This window comes from Hungatella sp. SL.1.14 (assembly GCF_024460495.1).
In the GTDB taxonomy this organism is placed as follows: domain Bacteria; phylum Bacillota; class Clostridia; order Lachnospirales; family Lachnospiraceae; genus Hungatella; species Hungatella hathewayi.
This window is the reverse complement of the sequence record NZ_JANFYJ010000011.1, coordinates 78,226-91,080: the sequence shown is the minus strand read 5'-3', so window position 1 is coordinate 91,080 and position 12,855 is coordinate 78,226. Positions and strand designations below refer to the sequence as shown.

Genomic DNA, 12,855 nt, shown 5'->3' with positions numbered 1-12,855 from the left:
CATCCAAATGTAAATCCGGTCAGTCAGCTGCAACGACACTGAACAGAATACTGCCGTCGCTGTTAACTCCATCTTCCGTCCAGCTGATATACACTCTGGAGCCGTCTTCCGCGATAAAATACGTTTTTCCGTCTTCATCCGTCATGAGTTCAGGCGTAAATCCCGGCTGTGCCTCCACACTGCTTATCACTGCAGAATCGAGTACGATGGATTTACTGGTATCCGCCTGTACGTCTTTTCCCTCCGCAGATGCGGTAAACGCCAGCGACGTGGTTATCATGGCTGCCGCAGCCAGACCGGCTGCTGTTTTGTGTTTTAACATCATAATTGCCTCCTGTGATTGATTATTTTATTTTTGCCGTGTTATGTGATCACACGCTTATTATACAGGAGTCAAGGTTAAAGTACGGTTAGAATCTTTATTATAACATTTCAGCGCTTCCTTTGTAACCCTGCTTCTGTGCCATTAACCTAAAGAAATCAAAGAAAAACCGAAAGCCGTTCCATTACAATAACGGTTCACAGGAGGTAAAATAAAGTCATCAATCAAGAAAGAGGTGACGCCATGACCCCCAGCTTCCTTTCCATCAGTACAGTGCTTGCCGCAGGACTTGTTTCCTTCTTCTCCCCCTGTATCCTCCCGCTCCTGCCGGTATATCTCTCCCTTTTTTCATCTGGCGGAGTTGCGTCAAAAGAAGACGCAGCCAGACGAAAGCTTCGTGTATTCTTAAAAAGCGTTCTGTTTGTTGCCGGTATTTCCGTATGCTTTATCCTTCTGGGCTTTGGCGCAGGGGCGCTGGGATCAGTCATCCGCAGCAAATCGTTTCTGACTGTAATGGGACTCATTGTCATGATCCTGGGACTCCATCAGACAGGACTGATTCCCATCAAATGGCTGTACCGGGAAAAAAGAGTCAATTTGGAACGCTCCCGGAGAGGTGACTATATCGGAGCATTTTTATTAGGGCTTACATTCAGTTTTGGCTGGACCCCCTGCATCGGTCCGGTTCTGGGTGCAATTCTGGGCTTATCTGCCACCAGCAGCCAGCCGCTCTACGGCGCTCTCTTAATGGCGGTTTACTCCCTGGGATTCCTGATCCCATTTCTGGCACTGTCTCTCTTTTCCGATGTACTGCTGGCGAAGGTCACAAGACTTCATCGGCACCTTGGAAAAATTAAGACTGCCGGCGGTGTTATCATCATTCTGATGGGATTTTTACTGATGACGGATCATCTGGGCAGTATTCTGACTGTCTTTGTTTAACACAGCAGAAAGGAGAAACTATGAGGAAAAAAAATTTATTAACAGGTGCTGTTTCCGTATTTTTACTGATTTCTCTAACCGCTTGCGGCGCCGGAACTGTGGTAAAAACCGGGTCTGCTGCCTCTCAATCCATGGGGGCAGAGGAATCAGAGATGAGGAAGGAAAGTACTTCCGAAATGCTGAATCCGAAAACCCCCGCGCCTGACTTTGAAATGATGGATTTGGACGGCAATACGGTTAAGCTCTCTGATTTTAATGGGAAAAAAGTTTATCTGAAATACTGGGCTTCCTGGTGCCCGATCTGCCTGGGCGGCTTAGAGGATATCAACACGCTCTCCTCGGAAGAAAATGATTTTAGAGTTTTAACCATTGTAGCCCCCGGGCAGAAGGGGGAAAAGAATACCGAAGATTTCAAAAAATGGTTTTCCGGTGTTGAAAACACCGAACATATCACAGTTCTGTTCGACACAGACGGGGCTTACGGGACACAGGCCGGTGTGCGCGGCTATCCCACATCAGAATATATCGGTTCTGACGGTGTGATGGTCAGGTTAGTTCCAAGCCATGCGGACAATGAGACGATTAAAACAGTTTTCGAATCTGTAAAATAATCGGGATAGAAAGGAGCATGTATCATGAAAAAAAACTGGCAAAAATCAATGGGCATGGGCATTATGGCTGCCGCCATGGCTCTGCTCACAGGCTGTTCTGCCTCCACGCTGAATACCGGCGCTGTTAATACAGGGAAAACAGCAGATACTATGTCCATGGAACAAAAACAGGAGGAACCCATGATGAACAACGACAATTTACACACCATTTACCTGGCCGGCGGCTGCTTCTGGGGCATCGAGGCCTACATGAAAAAACTGCCCGGAGTACGTGATACCGACGTAGGATACGCCAATGGAAATACGGAAAATCCAACCTATGAGCAGGTTTGCTATGACAATACCGGCCATGCGGAGACGGTCAAGGTCGTCTATGACCCTGCCCTTATCTCCACAGAACAGCTGTTAGACGGTTTTTTCAAAGTCGTTGACCCGACCAGTATCAACCGTCAGGGAAATGACCGCGGGAGCCAGTACCGCTCCGGCATCTATTATGTGGATGAAGCAGATAAAGCCATCGTCGAGTCTGCAGCTGCCCGCCAGAAGGAGAACTATAAGGATCCGGTCGTCACAGAAATCCTGCCCCTGAATCAGTTCTATCTGGCAGAGGACTATCATCAGGATTATCTGGATAAGAATCCGGGCGGCTACTGCCACATCAACTTAAACGCCGCAGATGAATTCATCGGGGAAGAAGGGCTTGGCATGTCCGATGATCTCTCCGTCTTGATTCGGCCTGAAGATTATCCGGTTCCTGACGATCAGGTATTGAAAGAAAAACTGACTGATATCCAGTACCAGGTGACTCAGAATAATGACACGGAGCGCCCTTATACCAACGAGTACGCCGCCACATTTGACAAGGGGATCTATGTAGATGTGGTCACAGGGGAACCGCTGTTCAGTTCCGAGGACAAATTTGAATCCGGCTGCGGGTGGCCAAGTTTTTCAAAACCAATCATTCCTGAGGTCGTAACAGAACATACCGACACCAGTTTTAATATGAAGCGGACAGAGGTAAGCAGCCGTGCCGGAGATACCCACTTAGGCCACGTCTTTGATGACGGACCGAAAGATCTGGGCGGACTTCGCTACTGTATCAACAGTGCTTCGATCCGCTTCATCCCCTTCGACGATCTGGAGACGGAAGGCTACGGCTATCTTAAATCACTGTTTGATATGTAATACGGCCATAGAACGATAACGCCGGGACCGGAAGACTTGCTATCTTCGTCCCGGCGCTATATAATGATACAAATACAGAATGGAAAAGAAGGGAGGCGGCGCCATGTATCATCTCCTGGTAGTAGAGGACGAAAGTCTTATCCGCCGTGGCATACGGGCTTTTATTGATTTTGACCGTCTCGGAATAGATGAGTTCTTTGAGGCGGAGAACGGCGAGGAGGGTCTGGAGGCCGTCCGCAGCCATCGTATCGACTTAATTCTGGCAGACATCAATATGCCAAAGATGAACGGCCTCGATTTCTGCCGGCTGGCAAAGGAGCTGGATCCTTCCATAAAAATAGCCATCCTCACCGGTTACGATTACCTGGACTACGCCATACGCGCAATCAAAATCGGAGTGGATGACTATGCGTTAAAACCCCTGTCCCGCGACGATGTGCAGAAGCTGCTCTTCCATCTCGTCGAAAAGAAAAAAGAGGCGGACAATTTCGCAGCAGTACGTCAGGCCGTCGATAAACTGGCCGGAAATGCCGGTACGGAAGATGACTCCGGCATCCGCACCCAGATGGCCGGTATCCTGGAAGAACACCTGTCCGATTCCCATTTTTCCCTCAGCACCATGGCTGCAGAGCTGGGATATAATATCAGTTATTTAAGTACGCTTTTCAAACGGTGCTTCGGCGAAAATTTCAGGGATTATCTGTTCGACCTCCGTTTAGAGCGCGCAAAAATCCTTCTGCTGTCCACGCAGATGAAGAACTATGAGATTGCGGCGGCAGTTGGCATTGACGATCCCAACTACTTCAGCGTATGTTTCCGGCGCAAATACAAGAAAACTCCAAAAGAATTCAGATCGGAGGCCGGGCATGGGGAAACAATTTAAGCTCCGGGACTGGAGCCGCCGCTTCAGCGTTCAGCTCTCCCTGTTCTTCCTCGGCGCAGGGTTGACTGTCATACTGCTTCTCAGCGGAGCCGTCTACTGGTTCGCATCAAATCTGCTGATGAGCGAGACAATCTCCAAAACCCATGACTTGCTGGAGATGAGCGGCGCCAATATCGGAACATACATTGCACGTGTCAAAGGGGAATCCAACGTCTTCGCCGGCAGTCCATCGCTCCGACAGTATCTGTCAGACGATGAAGAGAGCCTGCGTACCGGACTGCTGTCCCAGATTGATACACTGCTTCAAAACGATTCCTCCATCAAATCCATCGTTGTCGTATCCAAGGACGGGCGAATCCTTTCCAATGAGAAAAATTTAGATATGTCCGTCTCCAGTGACATGATGAAGGAAGACTGGTATATCGAGTCCATCCACAATACAATGCCGGTTCTCACCGGTGCCAGGATGCAGAGCTTCTCTTCTGACAAAGATAACTGGGTAATCTCTGTAAGCACTGAAATCACCGGAGATTCCGGTGACAATCTGGGGGTTCTCCTAATGGATATGGAATACAGCGTCATCGAAGACCATCTGCGCAGCCTGGATTTAGGCAGGGAGGGCTACGTCTTCCTCCTGAATGACAAAGGGGAGCCGGTCTATCATAAGGATACCAGCTATTTCTCTGATCCTGACAAGCAGGTGCAGCTTTTGGAAATCCAGTCCGCAGGAGACGGTTACGATAAAGAGTCGAATCTTCTCACCTGCCAGACCCAGATCGAAAAAACCGGCTGGACCATGGTTGGTGTGGTGTCATTAGACACCTTAAAGATGTTGGAACGGCAGCTTTTTGAAGCGGTCCTTCTGACGGGCGGTCTGCTTTTTATCGCAGTTCTTTTAATTGGAATTCTCTTCACCCGCCGTCTTTCTACCCCTATGGCAGACCTGGAACGAGGGATGAACGAGATTGAAAAGCTGGCAAAAGTGCGTGTTCGGAAAAACAGTTTTTATGAAGTGGAACTGCTGGCCGGCAACTATAACCGGATGATTCACCGGATCCGCGTCCTGATGGATGAGATATCGGACAAGGAAAAGACACTGCGCCATGCCGAGCTTAACGCCCTGGTCAGCCAGATTAATCCTCATTTTCTTTATAATACTCTGGATACCATCGTTTGGATGGCAGAATTCAACGACAGCACCAGGGTCATTGCCCTTACCAAGTCTCTGGCCGCCTTTTTCCGTCTGTCGCTAAGCGGAGGCCGGGAACTGATTACCGTGGGGGATGAACTGGAACACGTTCGGCAGTATCTGTATATACAGAAGGAACGGTATGGAGACAAACTGAACTATACAATCCATGCACCCGAAGAGGTATTGGACTACACGGTTCCCAAAATCATTCTCCAGCCCATTGCAGAAAACAGTATCTACCACGGAATCAAACCGCTGGACAGACCCGGCCAGATCACGATAACCGTGCAGGAAGAAGGAGAAAAGCTGATCTTTACAGTTTCAGACAACGGTGCAGGCTGCCGCCCGGATGCGGCTGCGGCGGATAACCCCTCGCGTCCTGGTAAAGTAGGGCTTAAGAATGTAGACGAACGACTCAAACTTTACTACGGACCGGGATATGGGGTGACCATACACTCCGCCCCCGGGGCAGGCTGCCGGGTGGAGCTTACGGTCGGAAAGCAGCTGTTCAGCAGTCCGGTCTCTTCATCAAACAGTTCTTCTCATAGACAGCCTAAACAGCAGTAATGGTCTGGACATAAAAAATGCCCTAAACCCGCATGAACACTACATTCTTACGGGTTTTAGGGCATTTATCTTTCACTCCGAACGATTACTTCGCGTAATCGGTAACTCTGGACTCTCTGATTACGTTGACCTTAATCTGTCCCGGATATTCCAGGGCTTCTTCAATCTTCTTGGAAATATCGCGCGCCAATAAGATCATTCCGTCATCGTTAATCTGTTCCGGTACTACCATAATCCGAACTTCGCGTCCCGCCTGGATGGCGAAGGACTTGTCGACTCCCTTGAAGGAGTTTGTAATATCTTCTAACTGTTTCAATCTGTTTGTATATGTTTCCAGGGTCTCTCTTCTTGCACCCGGTCTTGCGGCAGAAATCGTGTCCGCCGCCTGTACGATGCAGGCGATAAGACTCTGTGGTTCAACGTCACCGTGATGGGATTCTACTGTATTCAGCACAACCGCAGGCTCTTTATACTTCTTACAGAGCTCCGCTCCCAGCTGAATATGGGAACCTTCCATCTCGTGGTCAACGGCTTTCCCAATGTCATGTAATAAACCGGCACGTTTAGCCATACGGACATCAAGCCCGATCTCTCCGGCGAGAAGGCCGGATAACTGGGCCACTTCGATGGAATGCTTTAATGCATTCTGTCCGTAGCTTGTCCTGTACTTCAGTTTACCAAGCAGTCTGATGAGTTCCGGATGCAGACCGTGAATACCGACCTCAAGGGCCGCGGCCTCACCTTCCTCACGCATGTTGGTCTCCACTTCTTTCTGTGCTTTTTCTACCATTTCCTCAATTCTGGCCGGATGAATACGTCCGTCCACAATGAGCCGTTCCAATGCGATTCTGGCTACTTCTCTTCGAACCGGATCAAATCCGGATAATACAACCGCCTCAGGGGTATCATCGATAATGAGTTCCACGCCCGTCAGGGTTTCTAACGTACGAATGTTGCGCCCTTCACGTCCGATGATTCGGCCTTTCATCTCATCGTTCGGAAGCTGTACAACGGAAACTGTCGTCTCTGCAACGTGGTCCGCAGCACATCTCTGGATGGCTGTCACCACATATTCCCTTGCCTTTTTATCGGCTTCCTCTTTTGCTTTGTTGTCGAGTTCCTTGATTAATTTCGCAGTGTCATGTTTTACATCATCTTCAACAGATTTTAAAAGATATTCTTTTGCTTGTTCGGAGGTTAATCCGGAAATCTTTTCCAGTTCCTGTATCCCTTTTTCATAGAGAGACTCTACTTCGGCGTTTCTCTTATTCAGGGCTTCCTCTCGAGCAGCAAGACCTGCTTCTCTTTTTTCCATTGCGTCGGACTTCTTGTCCAGGTTTTCTTCCTTGCTTAGTACTCGTCTTTCATAACGTTGAAGCTCAGCTCTTCTTTCTCTGGTCTCTTTTTCCAGTTCGTTCTTAGTCTTCAAAGACTCTTCTTTTGCTTCAAGGAGAGCTTCGCGCTTCTTTGTCTCAGCGGTTTTTAATGCTTCATCTATTATTTCCCGGGATTTTTCTTCTGCAGAACCAATCTTGCTCTCATACGTTTTGGTACGATACGCGATGGCAGCAGTCCAGGCAATAAAAGCAACTACAACTGACGCGACGATTGCAATCAATGCAGCCGTGAATACTGATACTGACACAGGAGCACCTCCTTATTTAATTTTCATTGTACATCAATACAACACTACAATTTTAAACTGTTTTATACATTATGTCAAGTATTTAACCGCTGTTTCCAGTATACTTATACATATTTTTGTAACTGCCCTGTCACGCCTCTTTTTCTCTTCAAAATGCTCCGTCATCACTGTATCTGCTGCCTAAAACCCGGTTGACCGTCTCAAAGGAAAATCCTTTTCTTCCCAGCGCTGCCATGGCTTTTCTCCGTTCTTCCTGCGTCATGGCCTCCGGTTCCAGCCTTTTCTTTCTCATATAATCTCTGATCTGGGCTTCCTCATCCACCGGGTGTTCCTCCAAAATATCGGAAACCGCCTCCTTTGTAAGCCCTTTTCTCTGCAGCTCGTACTGAATCTGCCGCTTGCTCTTCTTCGCAGAATGGTACTCCACATAGCGCCTTCCATACTCTTCATCATTGATGTACCGGTGCTTCTTCAGGAATTCGATGGCGTAATCGATGGCTTCCCCGGGATAATATCCGTCCTTCAGTTTCTGACGCAGCTCCTGTTCCGTCTTATCGGAAGATTTCAACAGGTAACAGACCCGCTCCACCGCGCGCTTTAACAGAATCTCTTCCAGGATCTCCCGATACGTCTCCTCCGGCAGCTCCTCTCCTGCTTCCATGTGATACCTTTTTATTTCCCCGTTATAAAGCGCAAGAGCAAAGTCCTCATCCAGAATGACTTTACTCCTGCGCTTATCAAGGGGTATGATCTCCGTAACTGTCATGCCTGCCCCTTACTCTTCTTATTAATTTATTCGCCGGTTTTATGACTCTTTTGGTTCGGCCTTAATCCTCTTGCTCTCTTTTTCCGGAGCTGCTTCCCCTGTGGAGGCATCGTCTGCCGGAGCACCTTCCGGAGCCGCACCGTCTTCACCGAGTCCGTAACGGGCGCGCACCTTATTCTCAATCTCTTCGCAGACAGCCGGGTTATCCTGGAGATAAATCTTGGCATTCTCACGGCCCTGTCCGATCTTCGCTCCGCCGTAGGCAAACCAGGCACCGCTCTTCTCCACGATATCTTCCTTCACCGCCAGATCGAGGACATCGCCTTCCTTGGAAATTCCCCTGCCAAACATGATATCAAACTCTGCTTCCTTAAATGGGGGAGCGATCTTATTCTTAACAACCTTCACACGGACACGGTTACCAACGACTTCACCGCCCTGCTTTAAGGACTCGATTCTTCTGATATCCATACGGACAGATGCATAGAACTTAAGCGCACGGCCGCCGGTCGTCGTCTCCGGGTTACCGAACATAACGCCCACCTTCTCACGCAGCTGGTTGATAAAAAGCACGGTACAGTTAGACTTGCTGATGACACCGGTCAGCTTTCTCAGCGCCTGGGACATCAGACGAGCCTGCAGGCCTACATGGGAGTCACCCATGTCGCCTTCAATCTCCGCCTTCGGAACGAGGGCCGCAACCGAGTCCACGATGATAATATCTACCGCACCGGAACGCACCATCGTCTCTGTGATCTCCAGCGCCTGTTCTCCGTTATCCGGCTGAGAGATGTATAAATTATCAATGTCCACACCGATCTTCTTCGCATAGACCGGATCGAGGGCATGCTCCGCATCGATGAAACCTGCGATACCGCCGCGCTTCTGTACCTCTGCAATCATATGTAACGCCACAGTCGTCTTACCACTGGATTCCGGACCGTAGATCTCCACGACTCTTCCCTTCGGAATTCCTCCGAGTCCCAAAGCAATATCAAGGCTTAAGGAACCGGTAGGGATCGTCTCCACATTCATATTCACACTGCCGTCTCCCAGTTTCATCACGGAACCCTTGCCATACGCTTTCTCAATCTGTGTAATGGCGGCATCAAGCGCCTTTAATTTATCATCTTTATTCATGTTATCCTCCAATGCGAACAAACGTTCTTTTCCTGTCTATAATCATAGTATACTTGTCCCTAAATGTCAACTGGAATTTTCCTGAATTCCCGCGTTTTTCTGCCGCTGAGCACAAAAAAATCCCTACTGTCTTCCCCTCAAAACACATCACTCCCCCTGTTTTCTTTTCTCTTTTGTAGCTTCTCTGAAACTGCGGCGAACTGCCGGTGAACTGCAGAAATGGAAAACGGAACGTTCTCCGATACCCCTCTACTATACCATAGCCGCGTTCTTCGCGCAATCGGTATTTTCTGAAATCTTTCTCATGCCAAAACAATACCGGAACAGCCTGGACTGTTCCGGTATCATCTCTGTTATCTGTTATTTCTCTTTAAATCCCATCATTCCGCTTTGCCTTCCGGAATCAGACTGATTCCAAAGGTAAATTCCGCCTCATCCAGCCGGTATTTCTCAAGCAGCCTCGGGCCGCAGCTGTTGGAGCCGATGCCGTTCATCCGGTAATCGAGACACAGCACGGTATAAGGGGAACGGACCAGCTCATAATTATGATTTTTCTCTGTCAGCTCTTCCTGGGTATACACGGAGGCGTTAAAGGAAAAGGTCTGATCTCCTGCTGCCGTTAAGCCGGCTCTCCGGCCAGTCAGCGTTACAAAATCGCAGTCATCGTGGCTTCCGTTTTCCTGGGGACGGATATAGTCTTCATGAAGCGCGGCCACATTTGCGGTAAACAGTCCATGGCTGGAGGCTCTCCTCTTGTCCCTGTAACTCTCCACCGGTCCCAGTCCGCAGTAGGTAACGTCTTCCATGTCCTTCGGCAGGAATAAACGGAGACCAAATCTCGGAAGTTCCGGCAATTCTGTATCACGCTTCACAGCTAAGTTTATATCCACTCTTCCGTCCGCCCCGATCAGCCAGTCTGCCTCCATGTTTAAAATCCGCTGGATCACCGGTGAAAGAATCGCAATCACCGAATGGATGCGCACGCCTTCTGCAGTGACAGCGTAATCCGTCTGATACGCCCTCGAATACGTCAGGTCGTAATGGGCCTTCTGCCATTTCAGCTTCAAATAGCGGTCGTTATCCGTAGGTGCCCGCCATAGATTGTATTCCATGGGCCGTTCCAGAAGACGGCACTGATTGACATTCATCTCTTCCAGAACGCCGGTCAGCTTATTGTAGACGTGAGCAAAATCCGGGCCGGACACATAGAGACGGCGATCGTCCTCTTTTACCGCAAACAGGCCGGGCTCCCTACTGCCCGTACATGTTTCCCCGCACCGTTTCAGGAGATGCAGAACGGTCTGGTTTCTTCCGTCTTCGTTCTTCAGCGGGATTTCATCGAAGCCCAGCTCCGTACCGGCAGCCACCAGTCTGGTGCTCTCTCTGCGGATATAACGGAGCTTTAAGAAACATTTTCCTGCCTCCGGCACTTCAAAATCCAGACGGACAGCGGCTTCCCCGTGGGGCAGAATATCCGGCACTGCGTCTCCCTCCAGCGTCCCTTCTGCGATGCACACTCCGTCGCATGTCACTTCCCACGCGACAGACGCATATTCCTTAAAACTGGTAAAATCCAGATAGTTATGAATGATGGCTTCCCGCTTCTCCTGGCAGAAGGAAACGACTCTCGCCGGCCGGTTTACATTTTTCAGTTCCTTAAGGCCCGTGTGAGGCGTTCTGTCCGGATAGACCAGTCCGTCCATACAGAAATTACCGTCGTGGGGATATTCGCCGTGGTCGCCGCCATAGAGATACATGGCGCGCCCCTCCGGGGTTCTGCCCTGGTAAATTCCGTGATCACACCACTCCCATACAAATCCGCCGCAGAGGCCGTCGTACTGTTCGATCACTTCAAAATAGTCCTCAAAATCCCCAGGCCCGTTGCCCATGGCATGGCAGTATTCACACATCACGAACGGCTTTTCCGGATTCCCGGCAAAATATTCATGAATGTCCTCCAGAGGCGGATACATCCGGCTGTATAAATCAATATTAGAGAAATCATACGTTTTGTTGCTGTCTCTGTATCGTGCGCTCTCATAGTGAGTCAGCCGCGTAGAGTCAAACGCTTTTGTCCAGGCCAAAGCCGCCTCAAAGGTACAGCCGTAGGCGCATTCATTTCCCATAGACCAGATAAGGACACAGGGACGGTTCTTATCGCGCTCCACCAGAAGCTTTGCACGGTCTGCCGTGGCCTCTGTAAACGCAGGATTGTCGGAAACCGCATGATTCCACCGCTCTCTTCTTCCTGCCTCGTGGTCGTCTTCCATGTAGATATCGTTGGTTCCATGGCTCTCATTGTCCGCCTCGTCGATCACATAGAATCCAAGCTCATCACAGAGCTGATAAAACTGCGGGGCGTTGGGATAATGGCTGGTGCGGATGGCATTGACGTTATGCTGCTTCATCACCTGGAAATCCTTCTTCATCTGATCCAGGCTGATCACAAATCCGGTGACCGGATCGCTGTCATGGCGGTTTACACCGCGAAATTTGATTTTCGTTCCATTGACCAGCACGGCTCCATCCTTCACTTTGATTTCCCGGATTCCCAGGCGGTCTGTGATGACCTCTCCGCCGCACTCGTAAACCACCGTGTAAAGGAAGGGCTGTTCCGCGTTCCACAGAACCGGTTGATCTAACGTAAGGGATAATCCATCATCTCCCGGCACATCTTCCGCCAGTGCTGAAAGACTTCCCTCCTGATCGTATACAGAACACTTGACCGGCATCTTCTCATCAAAGAACGTAAATGACACATTGATCTCTGCCTGCTGTCCGTCAATCCGCGTTTTCAGGAAATAATCAAAGATCCCCTGTTCCGGCCTCTTTAACAGATAGACATCCCGGAAAATACCGCTCATGCGGAATTTATCCTGGTCCTCTAAATAGCTGCCGTCGCACCATTTCAAGACAAGAACCGCAAGCTTATTTTCCCCGGCCCGGATATAGGGGGTTACATCGAATTCACCGGTAGCGTGGGACACCTGGCTGTATCCCACATAGCTTCCGTTCAGCCATACATAGTAACAGGAATCCACACCCTCGAAATTCAAAAACGCCTTTGGCGCCGCCTCATCCGGCTCATAGACAAAATGATGGATATAAGCGCCGCAGGGATTTTCCTCAGGAACGTAAGGCGGGTCCATGGGGAACGGATATCTCGTGTTCGTGTACTGATGGCTGTCAAAACCGTAATTCTGCCAGCAGCCCGGCACCGGTATCTCTCCGAAGCCCTCTTCCCCATATCCTTCCCTGTAAAATTCATCCTTTAAATCATATATACTGTCAAAATACCGGAACCCCCACATTCCGTTCAACAGCTGGAAGCGTCCGGAATGCTCCCTGTTTTCCACCAGATCGTCAAACCGTTCTTCAGCCGGAATATAATAGGACCGGTTCGCCGCCGTATTCTCATGCAGCACATGCAGATTTTCGTAATGTCTCGGTATTATCATGGATTTTCAATCCTCCTCCTTCATTCTTTCTTTTATTATAAAATAGAAGGCTGAAAAATCCATATCCTTCGTTAGACAAAACATGCACAAAATGATACAATTGTAGAAACAAAAAGCAAAGAGCCACCGCCCCCGAAAGGAGAA

At 49.4% G+C, this 12,855-nt stretch carries 10 protein-coding genes; 5 read left to right on the top strand and 5 right to left on the bottom strand.

Annotation, left to right across the window (positions count from 1 at the left end):
* Positions 1–19: 19 nt before the first annotated feature.
* The gene (locus tag NE473_RS13610) at positions 20–325 is read right to left on the bottom strand and encodes a hypothetical protein (protein ID WP_022032605.1); all 306 of its coding nucleotides are present in this window, start codon (positions 323–325) and stop codon (positions 20–22) included.
* A 240-nt stretch (positions 326–565) separates the two neighbouring features.
* Between NE473_RS13610 and NE473_RS13605 the strand changes: the two genes are divergently transcribed.
* The 5 genes from NE473_RS13605 (at position 566) to NE473_RS13585 (ending at position 5,702) form a co-directional block, all read left to right on the top strand.
* Positions 566–1,264, top strand: coding sequence for a cytochrome c biogenesis CcdA family protein (locus tag NE473_RS13605; RefSeq protein WP_055649880.1), 699 nt, complete (start codon positions 566–568; stop codon positions 1,262–1,264).
* Between the two features lie 20 nt (positions 1,265–1,284).
* A complete protein-coding gene (locus NE473_RS13600; protein WP_055649879.1) occupies positions 1,285–1,875 on the top strand; it encodes a redoxin family protein in 591 nt (196 codons plus the stop codon).
* Between the two features lie 24 nt (positions 1,876–1,899).
* Complete coding sequence (gene msrA, locus NE473_RS13595; RefSeq protein ID WP_055649878.1) at positions 1,900–3,060, top strand: peptide-methionine (S)-S-oxide reductase MsrA; 1,161 nt, start codon at positions 1,900–1,902, stop codon at positions 3,058–3,060.
* Positions 3,061–3,139: 79 nt separating this feature from the next.
* Entirely contained in the window at positions 3,140–3,943 is an 804-nt protein-coding gene (locus NE473_RS13590) for a response regulator transcription factor (RefSeq protein WP_242866106.1), read from the top strand.
* Positions 3,927–5,702, top strand: coding sequence for a cache domain-containing sensor histidine kinase (locus NE473_RS13585; RefSeq protein ID WP_055649876.1), 1,776 nt, complete (start codon positions 3,927–3,929; stop codon positions 5,700–5,702). The genes NE473_RS13590 and NE473_RS13585 overlap by 17 nt, the downstream gene beginning before the upstream one ends.
* Before the next feature lie 85 nt (positions 5,703–5,787).
* Here NE473_RS13585 and rny read toward each other — a convergent pair whose 3' ends face one another.
* The 4 genes from rny to NE473_RS13565 form a co-directional block, all read right to left on the bottom strand.
* Entirely contained in the window at positions 5,788–7,347 is a 1,560-nt protein-coding gene (rny, locus tag NE473_RS13580) for a ribonuclease Y (RefSeq protein ID WP_006770821.1), read from the bottom strand.
* 148 nt (positions 7,348–7,495) lie between these two features.
* A complete protein-coding gene (locus NE473_RS13575; RefSeq protein ID WP_022032611.1) occupies positions 7,496–8,113 on the bottom strand; it encodes a regulatory protein RecX in 618 nt (205 codons plus the stop codon).
* Between the two features lie 39 nt (positions 8,114–8,152).
* Positions 8,153–9,253, bottom strand: coding sequence for a recombinase RecA (gene recA, locus NE473_RS13570; protein ID WP_055649875.1), 1,101 nt, complete (start codon positions 9,251–9,253; stop codon positions 8,153–8,155).
* A 380-nt stretch (positions 9,254–9,633) separates the two neighbouring features.
* Positions 9,634–12,711 (bottom strand): glycoside hydrolase family 2 TIM barrel-domain containing protein, encoded by a 3,078-nt coding sequence (locus NE473_RS13565; protein ID WP_055649874.1) that lies wholly within the window; start codon positions 12,709–12,711, stop codon positions 9,634–9,636.
* Positions 12,712–12,855 lie beyond the last annotated feature (144 nt).

Bases quoted from the DNA above. Each gene is read 5' to 3' on its own strand.
- NE473_RS13590 (WP_242866106.1), top strand. From the start codon at position 3,140: ATGGAAAAGAAGGGAGGCGGCGCCATGTATCATCTCCTGGTAGTAGAG.
- recA (WP_055649875.1), bottom strand. From the start codon at position 9,253: ATGAATAAAGATGATAAATTAAAGGCGCTTGATGCCGCCATTACACAG.
- msrA (WP_055649878.1), top strand. From the start codon at position 1,900: ATGAAAAAAAACTGGCAAAAATCAATGGGCATGGGCATTATGGCTGCC.
- NE473_RS13565 (WP_055649874.1), bottom strand. From the start codon at position 12,711: ATGATAATACCGAGACATTACGAAAATCTGCATGTGCTGCATGAGAAT.
- NE473_RS13600 (WP_055649879.1), top strand. From the start codon at position 1,285: ATGAGGAAAAAAAATTTATTAACAGGTGCTGTTTCCGTATTTTTACTG.
- NE473_RS13610 (WP_022032605.1), bottom strand. From the start codon at position 325: ATGATGTTAAAACACAAAACAGCAGCCGGTCTGGCTGCGGCAGCCATG.
- NE473_RS13585 (WP_055649876.1), top strand. From the start codon at position 3,927: ATGGGGAAACAATTTAAGCTCCGGGACTGGAGCCGCCGCTTCAGCGTT.
- NE473_RS13605 (WP_055649880.1), top strand. From the start codon at position 566: ATGACCCCCAGCTTCCTTTCCATCAGTACAGTGCTTGCCGCAGGACTT.
- NE473_RS13575 (WP_022032611.1), bottom strand. From the start codon at position 8,113: ATGACAGTTACGGAGATCATACCCCTTGATAAGCGCAGGAGTAAAGTC.